Annotated in this window: 12 protein-coding genes and 1 tRNA gene; 2 read left to right on the top strand and 11 right to left on the bottom strand. The window is 71.3% G+C overall.

Annotated elements, in window-relative coordinates:
* Window positions 1-19: 19 nt before the first annotated feature.
* The gene (locus tag PBV52_RS27225) at window positions 20-1,984 is read left to right on the top strand and encodes a serine/threonine protein kinase (RefSeq protein ID WP_274241704.1); all 1,965 of its coding nucleotides are present in this window, start codon (window positions 20-22) and stop codon (window positions 1,982-1,984) included.
* A gap of 79 nt (window positions 1,985-2,063) precedes the next feature.
* On the opposite strand, the gene PBV52_RS27220 is transcribed toward PBV52_RS27225, so the two are convergent.
* From PBV52_RS27220 to PBV52_RS27195, 6 genes are all read right to left on the bottom strand, one after another.
* Window positions 2,064-2,693, bottom strand: coding sequence for an LUD domain-containing protein (locus tag PBV52_RS27220; protein ID WP_274241702.1), 630 nt, complete (start codon window positions 2,691-2,693; stop codon window positions 2,064-2,066).
* Between the two features lie 219 nt (window positions 2,694-2,912).
* Window positions 2,913-4,607 (bottom strand): multicopper oxidase family protein, encoded by a 1,695-nt coding sequence (locus tag PBV52_RS27215; RefSeq protein ID WP_274241700.1) that lies wholly within the window; start codon window positions 4,605-4,607, stop codon window positions 2,913-2,915.
* Window positions 4,600-5,073, bottom strand: coding sequence for a hypothetical protein (locus PBV52_RS27210; protein WP_274241699.1), 474 nt, complete (start codon window positions 5,071-5,073; stop codon window positions 4,600-4,602). The genes PBV52_RS27215 and PBV52_RS27210 overlap by 8 nt, the downstream gene beginning before the upstream one ends.
* 90 nt (window positions 5,074-5,163) lie before the next feature.
* Entirely contained in the window at window positions 5,164-5,535 is a 372-nt protein-coding gene (locus tag PBV52_RS27205) for a hypothetical protein (protein ID WP_274241698.1), read from the bottom strand.
* A 12-nt stretch (window positions 5,536-5,547) separates the two neighbouring features.
* The gene (locus PBV52_RS27200; RefSeq protein ID WP_274241697.1) at window positions 5,548-6,006 is read right to left on the bottom strand and encodes an SDR family oxidoreductase; all 459 of its coding nucleotides are present in this window, start codon (window positions 6,004-6,006) and stop codon (window positions 5,548-5,550) included.
* 23 nt (window positions 6,007-6,029) lie between these two features.
* Window positions 6,030-6,461 carry an SgcJ/EcaC family oxidoreductase gene (locus PBV52_RS27195; protein ID WP_274241696.1) on the bottom strand — a complete coding sequence of 144 codons (432 nt, stop codon included), beginning with the start codon at window positions 6,459-6,461 and terminating at the stop codon, window positions 6,030-6,032.
* Between the two features lie 72 nt (window positions 6,462-6,533).
* Between PBV52_RS27195 and PBV52_RS27190 the strand changes: the two genes are divergently transcribed.
* On the top strand, window positions 6,534-7,445 hold the full coding sequence (locus tag PBV52_RS27190; RefSeq protein ID WP_274241694.1) for a LysR substrate-binding domain-containing protein: 912 nt from the start codon (window positions 6,534-6,536) through the stop codon (window positions 7,443-7,445).
* A gap of 267 nt (window positions 7,446-7,712) precedes the next feature.
* On the opposite strand, the gene PBV52_RS27185 is transcribed toward PBV52_RS27190, so the two are convergent.
* The 5 genes from PBV52_RS27185 to topA all read right to left on the bottom strand — a co-directional run bounded on the left by PBV52_RS27185 (window position 7,713) and on the right by topA (window position 17,533).
* A tRNA-Thr gene (locus tag PBV52_RS27185) sits at window positions 7,713-7,789 on the bottom strand.
* A gap of 170 nt (window positions 7,790-7,959) precedes the next feature.
* A complete protein-coding gene (locus tag PBV52_RS27180) occupies window positions 7,960-9,585 on the bottom strand; it encodes an alpha/beta hydrolase (protein WP_274241693.1) in 1,626 nt (541 codons plus the stop codon).
* A 132-nt stretch (window positions 9,586-9,717) separates the two neighbouring features.
* Window positions 9,718-10,923 carry a DNA polymerase III subunit delta' gene (locus PBV52_RS27175; RefSeq protein WP_274241691.1) on the bottom strand — a complete coding sequence of 402 codons (1,206 nt, stop codon included), beginning with the start codon at window positions 10,921-10,923 and terminating at the stop codon, window positions 9,718-9,720.
* Between the two features lie 290 nt (window positions 10,924-11,213).
* Window positions 11,214-14,516 carry a dTMP kinase gene (gene tmk / locus PBV52_RS27170; RefSeq protein ID WP_274241689.1) on the bottom strand — a complete coding sequence of 1,101 codons (3,303 nt, stop codon included), beginning with the start codon at window positions 14,514-14,516 and terminating at the stop codon, window positions 11,214-11,216.
* A 167-nt stretch (window positions 14,517-14,683) separates the two neighbouring features.
* Window positions 14,684-17,533: a type I DNA topoisomerase gene (topA, locus tag PBV52_RS27165; protein WP_274241688.1), complete on the bottom strand. Its 2,850-nt coding sequence runs from the start codon at window positions 17,531-17,533 to the stop codon at window positions 14,684-14,686.
* Between the last annotated feature and the right edge of the window lie 243 nt (window positions 17,534-17,776).

The raw sequence follows: 17,776 nt of genomic DNA, 5'->3' as shown, positions 1-17,776 counted from the left end.
CTCGAGGCGGGCAGTGGCAGTGACGGGGGAGAGTCGTGCGAACGGTGACGGCAGGCTGATCGCCGGCCGCTACCGCACAGTGGAGCGGCTGGGACGCGGTGGCATGGGCACCGTATGGCGGGCCGTCGACGAAACCCTCGGCCGTCAGGTCGCGGTGAAGGAACTCCGTGACTTCGCCGACGAGCACGACGGAGACAGACTGGCCGGGCTGCGGTTGCGCATGCAGCGCGAGGCCCGTGCGGCGGCGCGGATCCATCACCCCGGAGTGGTGGCCGTGCACGACGTCACCGATCACGACGGCCACCCTGTCATCGTCATGGAGCTGATCGAGGGCGCTTCGCTGGACGACGTGATGCGCCGGCAAGGCGCTCTCGACCCCCGGCACGCGGCCGAGATCGGCGCCAAGGTCCTCGAGGCCCTGGCCGCCGCACACCGGGCCGGCGTACTCCACCGCGATGTGAAGCCCGCCAACATCCTGCTCGAACACGGCGGTCGGGTGGTGCTGACCGACTTCGGCATCGCGGCCATCGACGACCCCGGCGACGACGCCGACACCAACCTCACGCGCAGCGGTGAACTCGTCGGCTCCCTCGACTACCTCGCGCCCGAACGGGCCCGCGGAGAGCAGCCGGGCCCCCCTTCGGACGTCTGGTCGCTGGGCGCCACCCTCTACGCCGCCGTCGAGGGCGGTACCCCCTTCCGCCGCACCTCCACCTGGTCGACCATCACCGCGATCGTCACCGAACCGCTGCCCGAGCCGCGCCAGGCCGGCCCGCTCACCCCTGTCCTGCGCGCGCTGCTGGCCAAGGACCCCACGTCCCGTCCGGACGCGGCGCAGGCGGCACAGCTCCTCACCGCGATTGCCACGGACCAGCCCCTGCCCATGCCCCCCGACGCCCCCGGCACCGTGCGGCGCGACCCAGCAGGCACGGTGCGCCTCGGCCGCCCGGCCCCGTCGGCACACACCCCCGCGACACCCGAGACGCCCACGGCACCGCCCGCGCCTCCGACGCCTGAGCGGGACCTCCGTCCTCCGGCACCGGCGGGAGCGTTCGGCCCGCCGCCCGCCCTGAACCGAGATGCCGCGCCGTTCCCGGCACAACCCCAGGGGCAACCGCAGGGGCACCCCCAGGCAGCGAACGCCGACGAACGATCCTCCGCCGCCCCTCGGTCGCGCCGCAGCCGCACACTGACGATCGCCGCGGCCGCAGTTGCGGTGCTCCTCATCGGTGGCGGCGTCACCTACCTGACCATCGGCGCCGACTCCGACGACAACGGCGGCAAGGGCACGGCCGCCGCCTCCGCGTCCGACGGCGCATCGTCCCAGGGAGACGACAACACCCCGTCGCAGCAGCCCAGCAGCGCTCGCGCAAGCAAGTCCGGCGACAAGGACGACAAGGAGGGGAAGGAAGGGAAGGAGGCGGGAGACCAAGGCAAGTCAGCGACAGACCCCGCGCAGAGCCAGGTCCCTCCGGCCAATTCCCCTGCCCCCTCCGCCTCCCCCGACGGGACGGAGGCAGCCCCGAGCGCCTCGGCCTCCGGGTCGACGGGGAGCGGACCCACGTACCGGCTCATCAACACGAAGAGCGGGAAGTGCCTGTCCCTCGACAACGGCGGCAGCGCTGCCAACGGCACCCGCGCCGTCCAGTGGGCCTGCAACGGGGGTGACGAGCAGCGGTGGTACTGGTCCGGCCCCTCGTCCAACATGCTCAAGAACGTCAAGACCGGTAAGTGCCTGTCCATCGAAGGCGGCGGCAGCACCGCCAACGGCGCGCAGGCCGTCCAGTCCACCTGCGTCACCGAATGGGACGCCCCCGAACAGCGATGGGCCCATGCCACGGCCGGCCAGCTCAAGAACGCCAAGAGCTCCAGGTGCCTGTCGATCGAAGGCGGCGGCAGCACCGCCAACGGCGCGGGGGCCATCCAGTCCACCTGCATCACCGAATGGACCGCCCCGGAACAACAGTGGAAGCTGACCAGCTGACCACGCCCAGGAACCACCCACCTGATCGCCGCAGGCTCCCCGCTCACACCGCCGGGGACTGCGTTTTGTCCGGGAGGCCTCAGAATCCGATGGCCTCGCGGAGCAGCAGCACGGTGCCGCGCCCGGGTTCGGTTTCGGCGTTGAGGATGAGCACGCGGTTGAGGGCGCTGGGCTTCCCGTATGCCTTCTTGGCGCGCTCGTTTTCCAGCGGGAGGCAGTGCTCCTCGACGCGGCGCAGCGCGGCGGGCAGGTCGGGAACGATCTTTTGCGCCCCGACGACCCAGATCGCGCGGGCGGCGGCGCCGGCGTAGCCGGGCAGCTGGCTCCCGCTGGCGGAGCCGGCCACCAGGGAGCCGGTTTCGGTGACCGCAGCGACGCTGCCCACGATGAAATCGGGGACCGACAGCGCTCGCCAGATGTCATTTCGTTGGGTGGCCCGGTCCATGCGCACCCCGCGTGCCTTGACGGAGTCGTACCGCCCGCTGGTGTTGATGTCGTCATCGATGCCGGACAGGCGAAGCGTCTCGCTGGCCCCGGTGAATACGGCGGCACCCTCGGGGATCAGCTCTTGGATGCGGGCCCGCGCGGCGGGGACGTCGTCGAGGATCTCGACGACGAAGCCGTGTTCCGTCAGCGCGGCGGCCGCCCGCTCCAGGCGCTGCGCGGGCGCCGGGTCGGTGGACAGCGGCGTCGGGATCGGGGTGGTCATGGTGTCTCCTGTTCGCTGGATGGCGTGCTGGGGTCTTCATCAGCAGGAAGGGGAGGGACGAAACGGCAGGCGCTGTTCTGGGACGGCCAGCGGGTCGACGCGCACCTCGTGGCGATACTCGCCAACGCCTGGTGGGAATCGACGGAATCGGGACCCTGGAATGTCAGCCCTTCATCCTCAGTAGCGGTCTACAACTCCCGCCGAGGGCACGCCGGCGGGTCAGCTGATCTCGAGGTTGGCCATCATCCCCATGTCCTCGTGTTCCGCGTTGTGGCAGTGGAAGAGGTAGCGGCCGCGGTAGCCGTCGAAGCGGGAGATGATCTCCGCCGATTCGCCGGGCCGCAGCGAGATGGTGTCCTTCAGGCCCGCGTCGTGCGCGAGCGGTTGCCTCCCGCCGCGGGAGAGCACCTGGAAGCCGACCAAGTGCAGGTGGACGGGGTGGTGGACGTCGGCGATCAGTCGCCATACCTCGATGTCGCCCAGGCGGACGGTCACGTCGGTGCGGGCCGGGTCGAACGGCCGGCCACCGATCAGCCAGCCGTGGCGGCCGTGCATCTGCCCGGCCCGGAAGGCGAACTCGCGTACCCGGACCGCATCCGACCGGCGCAAGGACGGCAGGTCGCGGGCGAGGACGGGCGGGATGCGGCTGTCGTCGGCGGCTTTGCGGACGACGCGGAAGGCCATCACGTCGCGGGTGCGGCCGGAGCCTAGCCGGTTGCGCAGGCGCACGAGGCCGCCGACGGGGACCTGCGCGAAGTCGACGATCAGGTCGTAGCGCTCGGCGGGGGCGATCGGCAGGGACCGGTGGGTGACCGGCGCCGCCAACAGGCCCTGGTCGGCGCCGATCTGGACGAGGCCCAGTCGGCGTCCGTCATCGGTGACGGCCTCGAGCTCATAGTGCCTGGCGTTGGAGGCGTTCAGGACGCGCAGCCGGTACCGGGCGGCGTCGACCTCGTGCAGCGGCCAGGGGGCGCCGTTGACCAGGATCACGTCGCCGAGGACTCCGGCGAGGAAGGGCTCGCGGACTCCCGGCCGGTCCCGCAGGGCGGGGTCGAGGGCGGGGTATCGAAGGTTGCCGGAACCGTCGAACGCGCGGTCGGCGATCATCAGCGGCAGCTCACGTGGACCGGCGGGCAGGCCGAGCGCCTCTTCCGCGTCGTCACGCACGAAGTGCAACCCGGCCAGTCCCCGCCAGATCGCGGGTGCGGTGAAGTCCATCCGGTGGTCGTGGTACCAGAGCATCGTCGGCCGCTGGTCCGTCGGGAACGTGTAGTCCCGGGTCAGCCTGCTCACCACCGCTCGCGGGTCGCGCATCCCGGCCATCTCAGTCATGCCGGTCATGCCGGTCATGCCGGTCATGCCGGTCACGCTCGGGCCGGCCATGGAGTCCACGCCGTTCATCCCTGGCATGTCAGGCATCTGATGTGTGGCCGACGTCCCTCCGGCCGGGTCCGGCCAGCCATCGGGCAGGACGAGATCGGTCGGATACCCGTCGGAGCTCGGCGTGTTCCGTCCGCCGTGCAGGTGCACGACCGTGGGGACGGGGAGTTCGTTGCGGTGCGTAATAGTGATCGGCCGACCGCGCCGCGCCTCGATCGTCGGCCCGGGGAACGTCCCCTCGTATGTCCACATCGGTGTCCTGACACCGGACAGGATCTCCACCTTCGTCTCGCGCTGCGTCACCTGATACCGGTCGACGCCGTCGGCCGTACTCACCGGCTTCAACACCGAGGGAAGCGGCAACGGCGCGCGGTACGCGGGCGGCAGCGGAACGGCGCTGCGCAACTCGGCGCCGGTGGCCGCCGGTCGGTGCGACAGCGCGGCCGCGGTCGACAGCCCGGCGGCCGCTGTCAGCCCGAGCGCGCCGCCGATACCCAGCAGCCGGCGCCTGGATATTCCAGGGTGCTCACTCACTGTCGCCCTCCTCACTGGTGGTCGGCGTGGCCGGCCCGGTCGATATGGTCGGCCCGATCGGCCGGATCCACACGGCGATGAACTGCACGACGATCCCGACGATGGTCATCACCCCCAGCGGAAGGTGCAGCCACAGCGCCCCGTCCATCCCGGCGAAGTACTGCACCGTCTCGGCCGCCACCAAGGTCAGCGTGGACAGACACGGCCAGGCCAGACGCAGCCGGACCCAGACCACGATCGCCGCGATCAGCTGCAGGTAGCCGAGGGAGGTGACGATGTCAGCGCCGACCTGATGCCAGAGCAGGCCGTCGAAGTTGCCGCTGAGATAGATGCCGGCGAACACGGGTTGCCCGAAGATCGCCACCACGTGCGCGCTGACGATGCCCCGCAGGACCCGCCCGCCAGGGCTCATCCGGCGCGCGGCATCGGCGCGGGCCGGGCCGACGTGCTCGGCTGTGGTCGCCATGAGGCGGCCTCCTGATTCCGTTCTCGATTCGGTCGATGGGACGATCGCCCCCGGGAGGGTGAGCCAGGGCGCGATCCGCTGCGGTGGCCGTCAGACCAGTGCCGGGCCGAAGGCCGCCGCGCGGTGGGTGGCCCACTGCGCGTAGGTAAACGCCCGTCGCCCGGTGATCTCCTCGACCGCTGGTGAGATGTCCGCGGCCTTGCCGTCCCGGTCGGCCAACCCGACGATGAGCTGGTCGATCACGGAGGCGAGCATGCCGTGGTGCAGCATCTGCTCCCGGTACTGCTCCGGGGGCACCTCCTCGAACCGCAGCGGGCGCCCGATCGCGTCGGCGATGGTTTGCACGCGCTCGATCTGGGTCAGCGACTGCGGCCCGGTGAGCTCAGGGGCCTCGCCGACGCGCTGTTCGAGAAGGGCGCGGACGGCGACCGCGGCGATATCGCGCGGATCGACCGGCGCCATTGCGGCGTTCCCCTACACACCGCGGACGACTGCGCCGTTGCTGATCTGCGGCGCCCAGGCCAGGTCGTTGGTCATGAACGCGCCGGGCCGCACGAAGGTCCACGGCAGCCCGGAGTCCAGGACGGCCTTCTCCAGGCGCTGGTGCTGTTCGCCGATGAATCCGGCGGTCTCGGCCAGGACGCTCGCCGAGGACAACAACACGACATGCCGCAGACCAGCTCGCCGCGCCGCGTCGAGGAAACCGCCGACGCCGACGAAGGCCGGGGACATCAGGAACGCCCGCTCGACGCCGAACAGCGCCGCCGGCAGGGACTCCGGCCGGGTCAGGTCGCCGGGCACGGCCTCGACACCATCCGGGAAGGAGCGGTCGCCGGGTGCGCGGCGCAGAACACGTACGTCCTCGCCCGTGCCGAGAAGTTCGCGAACGACGTTGGCGCCGACGTTTCCGGTGCCGCCGGTGACAAGGATCATGATGCCAGTCCGCCCCTCCTGGCTCAGGGCTCCAGGTCGACGACGCCGTTGCCGCTGCGGATGTCGAGCGGCACGGAGACGTGGTCGTGCGTGATGAGCCAGGCGCCGTCGGTCTTGCGGAAGCAGTAGGTGACGCGGACCCACATGCCATTCGTCGTCGGCCCGTTCTTCAGCGTTCCGCTGAGGCGGCCGAAGGCGTGTCCGAACGCGAGGTCGTCGCCGAGCACGACGGCCACATCGCGGATTTCGTACCTCACGCGGTCGAATACCGAGAACACGTTCGCCCAGTTCTTGAGCTTCGCCTCGATCCCGACGTGCTGAAGCGGCGGGTCGATGTCGTAGGACACGACATCCACGGCGTAGATCTGCCTCAGGCCCTCAAGATCCTTGGCTCCGACCGCCTCGACCAGCGTGTCGATCTGGCGGCGGATCGCATCTTCTTCGTGGTTTCCCATGCCAGGAACACTATGACTCCGAAGTTATGCTGTCTAAGATTAATATTGCTATGACGTTATGTCAGTGGGGGCATGATGGACCTGAACTCGCTTCGGCAGTTCCTGGTGGTGGCGCGGCTGGAGCACCTGAGTCGGGCGGCCGACGAGCTGCGCGTGGCCCAGCCGTCGCTGAGCCGCACCATCGCCCGCCTGGAGAGCGACCTGGGTGCGCCGCTGTTCGATCGGAGCGGACGGCTCCGGTTGAACGACACCGGCAGGCTCTTCCGCGATCACGTCGAACGCGCCCTCGGCGAACTCGACGCCGGTCGACGCGCCGTCGCCGAGGCCACCAGCGAGGGCCTGGGCGCCGTGCGACTCGCGTCGGAGACCTTCCTCACGCTCACCGGTCCGCTGGCGGCGTTCAAGCGCGAGCATCCGGCCATCGAGATCGAGCTCCACTGGTCGTCGTCGGAGGACATGGGCCGCCGCCTGCGCGCCCAGGACGTCGATCTGTGCATTGCCTCGCAGCCGATCCACGCCGAGGGCCTGGAATCGGCGCACCTGTTCGACGAACCGGTGTCAGTGGTCGTACCGCTCGGCCATCCGCTCGCGGGCCGCACGACGGTGACCGTCGAGGAACTCGCCGACCAGCCCTTCATCACCGCCCGCCAGGGACATTGGCTGCGTCGGCTGCTCGACCGCCTGTTCGCCGCCCATGGCCTCACCCCCCACATCGTGTGCGAAAGCGACGAACACAGCGCCATCGCCAGCCTGATCAGCGCCGGACTCGGTATCGGCCTGGTCCCTGCCTTCGCCCGCCACACCGCCCCGCACGCCGCCGTCTCCTGGATCACCGTCGACAGCGCCGACTGCCGCCGCACCGTCACGCTCTACTGGGGCGCCGACAGCCACCTGCCGGCCGCCGCCCACTTGATGCGCACCACGATCACCCGCTGGGACTGGACAACCGGCGCACCCCAAGGCGAACAATCCAGCGTCGGCTAGTGCCGTGGCGTGGAGCGTCGGCGTGCTCGGGCGCCGCATCCCCAAAGCCCGGCCCCTGCCGCGCCTGTGACGCGCCTTGCCGTTGCCGGAACGGCACAGCCCCACCGCACGCGTACGCAGTCCCGCGATCAACCAAGAGATCACAGCTTCCGAGGGCGACGAGAAAGCAACTGACAAGGCGTCACGCACAGCTGTCCGATTGGCCCGAGTTCCAAGACCACCGAACGAAAGAAACCCCAGGTCAGAGTTCCGACCTGGGGTTCACCATGGAGCCGCCTTCGGGATTCGAACCCGAGACCTACGCATTACGAGTGCGTTGCTCTGGCCATCTGAGCTAAGGCGGCACGCCGTCCGCACTATGGTGCGATCAGCAACGTCGGTAAGTCTACACAGTTTCCGGGAGTGCTCCGTACCACCCCCGTTCCGCCCTGCCCAGGCCCCCTCCGGGCCCGGAGCAGGGCCAGAGCAGGGCCAGAGCAGGGCCGGGGCAGGCCGGGGCAGGCCCGGCGAGAGGCTACGAGCAGCGCTTGTCGCGGGTGGGCGGCGTTCCCCGGAGGAGATACGCGTTGATCGTGTTGTCGATGCACCTGCTGCCCCGCCCATACGCCGTGTGGCCGTCGCCGTCATAGGTGAGCAGCCGGGCCGAGGAGAGCTGGCCGGTGAGGGCGCGGGCCCAGCGGTAGGGGGTCGCCGGGTCGCGGGTGGTGCCGACCACGATGATCGGGGCCGCGCCCCTCGCCTCGATGCGGCGCGGCTCACCGGTGGGCGCCACCGGCCAGTACGCGCAGTTCAGGGTGGCCCAGGCGAGGCCCTCACCAAAGACGGGGGACGCCTTTTCGAAGGCGGGGAGGGCTTCACGGACATCGTCGGGGGTGGCGAAGGCCGCCGGGAGGTCCAGGCAGTTCACGGCCGCGTTGGCGAACATCAGGTTCGTGTAGCGGCCGTCGGCGTCGCGCTCGTAGTAGCTGTCGGAGAGGGCGAGGAGACCCGCACCGTCGTTCTCCTTCATCGCCGCGGACAGCGCGTCCCGCAGTTGCGCCCAGGCACCCTCGTCGTACATCGCCGCGATCACGCCGGTGGTGGCGAGGGACTCGCCCAGTGCGCGGCCGTCCGGATCGCCCGTCGGAATGGGTCGCGCGTCGAGCTTCCGGAAGAAGGCCTTGAGGTTCTTGCCGACGCCGCTCGCCTTCGTGCCGAGCGGGCAGTCCCGCTGCCGCACGCAGTCCCTCGCGAACGCCTGGAACGCCGTCTCGAAGCCCGCCGTCTGATCGAGGTTCATCCGGCGGGCCGGCAGGGAGGGGTCCATCGCTCCGTCCAGGACCAGCCTGCCCACCCGGTCCGGGAAGAGCCCGGCGTACGTCGCCCCGAGGAAGGTGCCGTACGACGCCCCCACGTAGGTCAGCTTCTTGTCGCCCAGCGCCGCCCGCAGGATGTCCATGTCCCGGGCGGCCTCGGCGGTGGAGACGTGGCGCAGGAGGCTGGGCGCATCCGCTCCGCACCCTTCCGCGAACCTCTTGTAGGTGGCGACGAGTTCGCGGGCCTCGTTCTCGTCGTCCGGCGTGAAGTCCGTCTGCGTGTACCTGTCCATCTGGCGGCCGTTGAGGCATTCGACGGGCTCGCTGCGGGCGACTCCGCGCGGGTCGACCGCGACCATGTCGTACCGGGCGCGCACGCCGGCCGGGTAACCGATGCCCGCGTACTGCTGGAGGTAGGCGATCGCCGAGCCGCCCGGGCCGCCCGGGTTCACGAGCAGCGACCCGAGCTGCCTGCCCGGCCCCGTCGCCTTCTTGCGGGCCACGGCGAGCCTGATGTCCCCGGCGCCCGGCTCCGCGTAGTCGAGCGGCGCCTTCATCGTGGCGCACTGGAAGCCGGGCGTCCCGCAGCTGCGCCAGGTCAGCTTCTGCCCGTAGTACGGCGTGAGCGCGGCCGGCGTCGACCGCGGGAGCGCGGCCAGCGCCGCCTCGGCCGCCGGGTTCCCCGCGCGCGTCGACGTACCGGAGGTGCAGGCGGAGACGAGCAGTGCGGTGGCGGCGAGGAGGGTGCCGACCGCGCGGGCTCGCCGGGGGTTCGGGCGGCGGGTGCGTGGGCCGTGCCCGGTCGGGCTCGGGTCTGTGCTGACTGGAGTGCGCCTGGTGTGCATCTGGCGAGCGTAACTGTGCGCAGTGACTCGGATGCAGTGCGTGCACGCCACAGCTCGTACGAGTTACATGGTCGCCCTCCTGTTGATCACTTGCGGGTGAGAGGGGTGGGACGAGTGGACGCGGGCGACCGGTCAGCCGGCTCTGAGTGCCATGGTCATCGCTTCCACCGCCAGCAGCGGCGCCACATTGCGGTCGAGGGCGTCACGGCAGGCGGCGATCGCCTCGATCCGGCGCAGCGTGGACTCGGGGGCGCTGTCGCGGGCAAGGCGCTCCAGGGCGTCCTCGGCATCAGTGTTGGCGAGGGCGACGCGGGAGCCGAGCTGGAGGGCGAGGACATCGCGATAGAAGGCGGTGAGGTCGGTCAGCGCAAGGTCGAGGCTGTCGCGCTGCGTCCGCGTACGGCGCCGCTTCTGCTTGTCCTCCAGCTCCTTCATCACGCCCGCCGTGCCGCGCGGCATCCTGCCGCCCTGGCCCGCGCCCAGCGCCGCCTTCAGCTCCTCGGTCTCCTTGCCGTCCGTCTCCTCGGCGAGCTGCTTGGCGTCCTCGGCGGCGGCGTCGACGAGCTCCTGGGCGGCCCTGAGGCAACCGCCGACGTCGCCGACCCGGAGGGGCAGCTTGAGGACGGCGGCCCGGCGCTCACGGGCGGCCGGGTCGGTGGCCAGGCGCCGGGCCCGGTCGACGTGCCCCTGCGTGGCGCGGGACACGGCGACGGCGACCTCAGGCTCGATACCTTCCCGCCGTACGAGCATGTCGGCGACGGCGTCGACCGAGGGCGTGCTCAGGTTCAGGTGGCGGCAGCGGGAGCGGATGGTGGGCAGCACGTCCTCGATGGAGGGGGCGCAGAGCAGCCAGACCGTGCGGGGGGCGGGCTCCTCCACGGCCTTCAGGACGGCGTTGGCGGACTTCTCGTTCAGCCGCTCGGCGTCCTCGACGAGGATGACCTGCCAGCGGCCGTTCGCCGGCGAGGTGAACGACTTGCGGACGGTGTCCCGCATGTCGTCGGCGAGGATCTGGGTGCCGACGGCGGCAACGGTGGTGACGTCGGCATGCGTGCCGACGAGCGCCGTATGGCAGCCGTCGCAGAACCCGCATCCGGGGGCGCCACCCAGCGCCCGATCAGGGCTGACGCACTGCAGCGCGGCGGCGAAGGCCCGCGCCGCCTGATTGCGCCCCGCCCCGGGCGGGCCCGTGAACAACCAGGCATGCGTCATCTTGGACGCCTCGGGCGGTGGTGCGTCGGCAGCGGCGGCGGTGACGAGGGCATCGGCGTCCCGAGCGGCAGCACCCAGCTGCTCGCTCACCCTCTCCTGCCCCACCAGGTCGTCCCACACGCTCATGGGTCCCGCCGCCCTTCCGTCACATCTCGCGTCGCGGATTCCATTGTGAGGGGCGGCACTGACAACGGGCTCCGGCCGGCCAGGCAGTCACGCGCCGGACAGCTGATCCACGGCCGACCGCACCGACTGGCCGGACAAACCCGCAGATGCCGCGGCCAACAGCGACGCAGCCCAGCTCGTCAAGCCATGCTCGAAGAGCTGGGGCGGCACCCCACAAGCGCGGGCCAGTGACCCAACCCCGCGCCGACCAGAGCACCGCGCGCCTCAGCGGCCGACCTCAGTGACCGGCCTCAGCGCCGCCGGCCCCGCCCTCGGCCGCCCTCGTCGTCGTACTCGTCCTCATGCGGACCCAACAGCTCATCCGCCAGCGTCGGCAGATCATCCAGCGGCGTCTCCTCGGCCCAGTCGGACCGCGCCCTGCGCCGGGGCGCACCCGACTCGTCGACCTGGGGCATCTCGCGCGTACGTTCCTCGTCCCGGAAGTACCCCGGCGGAACCCGATGCGCAGACTCCTCGCCCGCCCCCGATCCCGACCCCGAGACGGGAGGCAGCACCGCCGTCTCCTCCACGGTCCCCGGCACCACCGGCGGAAGCACCGCAGTCTCATCGGCCGCACCAGGCGTCACCGGCGGGAGCACAGCGGTCTCGTCCGCCGCACCAGGCGTCACCGGCGGAAGCACCGCCGTCTCGTCCGCCGCCCCCGAAGGCACCGGCGGCTGGGGCAGCTTCGCCGTCACCTCGGAGTCGGACTCCCCGGAAGCACGGGAGCCGGAAGCCCGGTCACCGGAAGCGCGCTCACCGGCAGGGCCGTCATCGGAAGCACGGTCACCGCCGCGCTCCTCACCCCGCACCGGCCGCAACACAGTCGTCTCGTCCGAAGCCCGGCCCGAGGCCTGCCCCGGCGTCACCACCGGCGTAGGAACCGTCACCGCGTCCCCGGGGGCAGCCCCGGCCGCAGGCCCGGTCGGCCTCGGCCCCGCCTGCGCCGACGCCGCCGCCTGCTCGGCCAGCCGCCGCGCCTCCTCGGCACGCAGCAGAGCCTCCTCGGCCTTGCGCTGCTTCTCCAGGCGGAGCGCCTCCGCCTCCGCACGCAGCCGGGCCTCTTCCTCGGCCTGCTTGCGGCGCCGTTCCTCGTCGGCCTTGCGGCGCGCTTCCTCCTCGGCGCGCACCTTCTCCTCCGCGAGGAGCCGCTGGCGCTCCTCCTCGGCACGCCGACGCGCTTCCTCGGCCCGCTGCCGGGCCTCCTCCGCCTGCCGTTCGGCCTCGCGCCGCTGCGCCTCCTCCAGCTCGCGCCGCTTGCGCTCCTCCTCCTCGGCGCGCAGCCGGGCGAGCTGCTCCTGGCGCTCACGCTCCAGGCGCTCCTCCTCGGCCTTGCGGGCGGCCTCTTCCTCGGCCTTGCGCCGGGCCTCCTCCTCGGCCTTGCGCCGAGCCTCCTCCTGCGCCTGGATCTCCGCCTCGGACAGCGGCAGCATCTGGTCGAGCCGGTGCCGGACGACCGTCGTCACCGCCTCGGGTTCCTGGCCCGCGTCCACCACCAGGTACCGCCCGGGGTCGGCCGCGGCCAGCGTCAGGAATCCGGAGCGCACGCGCGCGTGGAACTCGGCCGGCTCCGACTCCAGCCGGTCCGGCGCCTCGGTGAACCGCTCGCGGGCGATCTCCGGCGAGACGTCCAGCAGCACGGTCAGATGCGGCGCGAGTCCGTTCGTCGCCCAGCGGTTGATGCGGGCGATCTCCGTCGGGGACAGATCCCGGCCGGCCCCCTGGTAGGCGACCGAGGAGTCGACGTAGCGGTCCGAGATCACGACCGCGCCGCGCTCCAGCGCGGGCCGGACCACCGTGTCCACGTGCTCGGCGCGGTCCGCCGCGTACAGCAGTGCCTCGGCCCGGTGCGACAGCCCGGCGCTCGACACGTCCAGCAGGATCGACCGCAGCCGCTTGCCGACCGGCGTCGCCCCCGGCTCGCGCGTGACGACGACCTCGTGGCCCTTGCCCCGGATCCACTCGGCGAGCGCCTCGGCCTGGGTGGACTTCCCGGCGCCGTCGCCGCCCTCCAGGGCGATGAAGAAGCCGGACGTCGCGGGCACCTGCTCCGGGTCGTCCCCGCCGAGCAGCGCATCCCGCAGGTCCTGCCGCAGTGGCACGCCGGAACGGTCGTCGACCTTGGCCAGCACCAGCACGGCCACCGGCAGCAGCAGCGCCCCGACCAGCATCAGCGTGAACGCGGCACCGCCGTGCGCGAAGACGAACTTGCCGCTCTCCAGCCGGTGCGGCCCGATGAGCGCGGCCACCAGCGGCGCGATCACCGCGCCGAGCGCCACACAGACCCGTACGACCGCGTGCAGATGCTCGGTCGTCCGCGGCCGCCGGAATTCCTCGGCCTCCTGGTCGAGCAGCGTGTGCCCGCTGTTGGCGGCCACGCCCGCGCCGACCCCGGCCAGCGCGACGATCAACAGCACGGTGGTGACGTCCGGGACGAGTCCCGCGGCCAGCAGCGCGACGCCGGTGAAGGCGATCGCCAGCGCCAGCAGCCGGCGCCGCGACAGGGCGGGCAGCACGGAGGGCGCCGTACGGATGCCGACGACCACTCCTCCGGTCAGCGCGAGCACGAGCAGGCCGTACAGCACCGGCCCGCCGCCCAGGTCCTTGGCGTGCAGGACGGCCACGGCGACCGCGGCGGACACCGCCCCGGCGACAGCCGCGCATGCCGTCACCAGCAGCGGGATGGCACCGGTACGGCCCTTGTCGACGCCCGAGCCCGTCTTGGGGCGGCGCAGCCCCTCCAGCGGCGACCGCGCGCGCGGGGTGCGCGTGTCGGGCAGCTCCAGGAAGGTCAGCACGGACAGGGACGCGGCGAACAGACCGGCCGCGACATACGACGCGAGAGCCGCCTGGTGCTGGTCGAACCAGTCGAGTCCGGCACCGAGCAGGTTGTTGAGCAGAGCGGCGACGACCAGTGCGGCGGCGGCCAGGGGGACCGCCACGAAGCCCGTACGCAGTGACAGGCGGCGCAGGGCGTCCAGGTGATCCGGCAGCGGTCGTACCGTCGCGCCCTCCGGGGGCGGGGGCGGCAGCAGGGCGGGCGCCGCGCTCTCCCGGCACACCGTCCAGAAACGCTCGGCGACGCCGGTCACGAAGGCGGTGACCAGGAGGACGGCCAGCGCGTTGTCCGGCATCCAGTCGATCCACAGGGGCGCGACGATCAGCAGAGCGACCCGCAGGCCGTCCGCGCCGACCATGGTCCAGCGCCGGTCGAGCGGGCCTTCCTGGGAGGTCAGCGACGTCAGAGGGCCGAGGAGGACGGCGCCGAAGAGCAGCGTCGCCAGGATGCGCACGCCGAAGACGGTCGCCACTGCGAACGCCACGCCCCGGTACCCACCGCCGAACGACCCCTCGGCGATCGCCGCCTGAAGGGCCAGCAGGACCAGGACCAGGAGGGCGAGCATGTCGCCGACACCGCCCACCAACTGCGCGCTCCACAAGCGCTTGAGCTGCGGTCGCCGCAGCAGGGCGCGGACGGCACGCTCGCGGGAGTCCGCGGCAAGGGCGTCGTCGGAGGCGGGGTGGGGGGCCGTTGGCTGCTCGGCTCGCGTCATGCTTTCAGCCTATCGGGACCCACCGACAGCCCGACGCGCGCGCCCGAACGTACGCCCGCCCCGACACCAAACTGATGCCGAGGCGTTCGTTTTGCGAACCGGACGTGAAGAACCGGACCCTCAACCGGGCTCAGAAAGAGCCCCGTTGCGAGTCCGGTCCTCCTGGCTCAGTCCTCGCTCGCCGACTTCGAAGCCGTCGCCTTCTTCGCGGTCGTCTTCTTCGCCGTCGTTTTCGCGGCCGTCGTCGTCTTCTTCGCCGCGGTCTTCTTGGCGGCCGTCTTCTTGGCGGGGGCGGCCTTCTTGGCGGTCGTCTTCTTCGCGGGAGCCTTCTTCGCCGTCTTCTTGGCGGGCGCCTTCGCGCGCTTCTCCGCGAGCAGCTCGAAGCCGCGCTCCGGGGTGATCGTCTCAACGCTGTCGCCGGAGCGCAGGGTCGCGTTGGTCTCCCCGTCGGTGACGTACGGCCCGAAGCGACCGTCCTTGACCACGACCGGCTTCTCGCTGACCGGGTCGACGCCCAGCTCCTTCAGCGGCGGCTTGGCGGCGGCCCGGCCGCGCTGCTTGGGCTGGGAGTAGATCTCCAGCGCCTCTTCGAGGGTGATCGTGAAGAGCTGGTCCTCGGTCTGCAGCGAGCGCGAGTCCGTGCCCTTCTTCAGATACGGCCCGTAGCGGCCGTTCTGCGCGGTGATCTCCTGGCCCTCGGCGTCGGTGCCCACGACACGCGGCAACGACATCAGCTTGAGCGCGTCCGCGAGCGTCACCGTGTCCAGGGACATCGACTTGAACAGGGAGGCCGTACGCGGCTTGACGGCGTTCTTGCCGGTCTTCGGGGTGCCCTCGGGGAGCACCTCGGTGACGTACGGGCCGTAGCGGCCGTCGCGGGCGATGATCTGGTGGCCGGTCTGCGGGTCGGCGCCGAGTTCGAAGTCGCCGCTCGGCTTGGCGAGCAGTTCCTCCGCGAGCTCGACGGACAGCTCGTCCGGGGCCAGGTCCTCGGGCACGTCCGCCCGCTGGTGGTTCTCGGAGTCCTTCTCGCCGCGCTCGATGTACGGGCCGTAGCGGCCGACCCTGAGCACGATGTCGTTGCCCACCGGGAACGACGACACCTCGCGCGCGTCGATCGCGCCCAGGTCGGTCACCAGTTCCTTGAGGCCGCCGAGGTGGTCCCCGTCGCCGTTGCCGGCGTCGGCCGCGCCGCCCGCGGCGGCGCCGCTGTCCGGCAACGTCGCACCGAAGTAGAAGCGCCTCAGCCACGGCACGGACTGTGCCTGACCGGCCGCGATGCGGTCGAGGTCGTCCTCCATCTTGGCGGTGAAGTCGTAGTCGACGAGCCGCCCGAAGTGCTTCTCCAGGAGGTTGACCACGGCGAAGGACAGGAAGGACGGGACGAGTGCCGTGCCCTTCTTGAACACATAGCCGCGGTCGAGGATCGTGCCGATGATCGACGCGTACGTCGACGGGCGGCCGATCTCGCGCTCTTCCAGCTCCTTGACCAGCGAGGCCTCGGTGTAGCGGGCCGGGGGCTTGGTGGCGTGCCCGTCGACCGTGATCTCCTCGGCGCTCAGGGCGTCGCCCTGGCCCACCTGCGGCAGCCGGCGCTCGCGGTCGTCCAGCTCGGCGTTCGGGTCGTCGGCACCCTCGACGTAGGCCTTCAGGAAGCCGTGGAAGGTGATCGTCTTGCCGGACGCGCTGAACTCGACGTCCCGGCCGTCGGCCGCCGTGCCGCCGATCTTGACCGTGACCGAGTTACCGGTCGCGTCCTTCATCTGGGAGGCGACGGTCCGCTTCCAGATCAGCTCGTAGAGCTTGAACTGGTCGCCGGTCAGCCCGGTCTCGGCAGGCGTGCGGAAGCGGTCGCCGGAGGGGCGGATCGCCTCGTGCGCCTCCTGCGCGTTCTTGACCTTCCCGGCGTACGTCCGCGGGGACGGCGGCAGGTAGTCGGCGCCGTACAGCTGCGTGACCTGGGCGCGGGCGGCCGCGACGGCGGTGTCGCTCAGTGTCGTGGAGTCCGTACGCATGTAGGTGATGTAGCCGTTCTCGTACAGCTTCTGCGCGACCTGCATGGTGGCCTTCGCGCCGAAGCCGAGCTTGCGGCTCGCCTCCTGCTGCAGCGTCGTCGTACGGAACGGGGCGTACGGCGAGCGGCGGTACGGCTTGGACTCGACGGACCGGACGGAGAACTGCGTCTGCTCCAGGGCGGCGGCCAGGGCGCGGGCGTTCGCCTCGTCGAGGTGGAGGGTGTTCGCGCTCTTGAGTTGTCCCAGGGAGTCGAAGTCGCGGCCCTGCGCGACCCGCCTGCCGTCGACGGTCTGCAGGCGGGCGACCAGCGACGACGGGTCCGACGGATCTCCCGCGCGGCCGGTCGCGAAGGTGCCCGTCAGGTCCCAGTACTCAGCAGAACGAAACGCGATGCGCTCGCGTTCCCGCTCCACGACGAGTCGTGTGGCGACCGACTGGACACGGCCGGCCGACAGGCGCGGCATGACCTTCTTCCACAGGACCGGCGAGACCTCGTAGCCGTAGAGGCGGTCGAGGATGCGGCGGGTCTCCTGGGCGTCGACGAGCTTCTGGTTGAGCTGGCGCGGGTTGGCGACAGCGGCCTGGATCGCGGCCTTGGTGATCTCGTGGAAGACCATCCGCTTGACCGGGACCTTGGGCTTGAGCACCTCCTGGAGGTGCCAGGCGATCGCCTCGCCCTCGCGGTCCTCATCGGTGGCGAGGTAGAGCTCGTCGGAATCCTTCAGCAGGTCCTTGAGCTTCTTGACCTGGGCCTTCTTGTCGGCGTTGACGACGTAGATCGGCTCGAAGTCGTGCTCGACGTCCACGCCGAGGCGGCGGACCTCGCCGGTGTACTTCTCCGGCACCTCCGCGGCACCGTTGGGGAGGTCGCGGATGTGCCCGACGCTCGCTTCGACTACGTAGCCGGGGCCCAGGTAGCCCTTGATCGTCTTCGCCTTGGCAGGCGACTCGACGATGACGAGTCGGCGGCCGCCCTGTGCGGTCTCGCTGGTCGGGGACAACTTCGCTCTTCTCTCCGGTCGACGCTGGGGCCTCCCCAGGGTCGATTGGGCCCGGGGTCGGGTGGTGGTGACGCTGCGGAGTGTGACGGTACATCCCGCCCTGTTGTCAAACGGGAAAAGCCCGCAACGGCCACTCGAACGGTAACCCGACTTCCGCCATTCCTGCCGCCCGGAGTGCCCACCGGCCTTTTCGAGCCTTTCCGGAAGAGGGGCTCCCAATTATCCGCCGCGCAGCTCGTGGGC

The sequence above is a fragment of the Streptomyces sp. T12 genome (assembly GCF_028736035.1).
Lineage (GTDB): Bacteria > Actinomycetota > Actinomycetes > Streptomycetales > Streptomycetaceae > Streptomyces.
The sequence above is the reverse complement of the archived record's forward strand: the minus strand, read 5'-3'. Positions and strand labels throughout refer to the sequence as shown.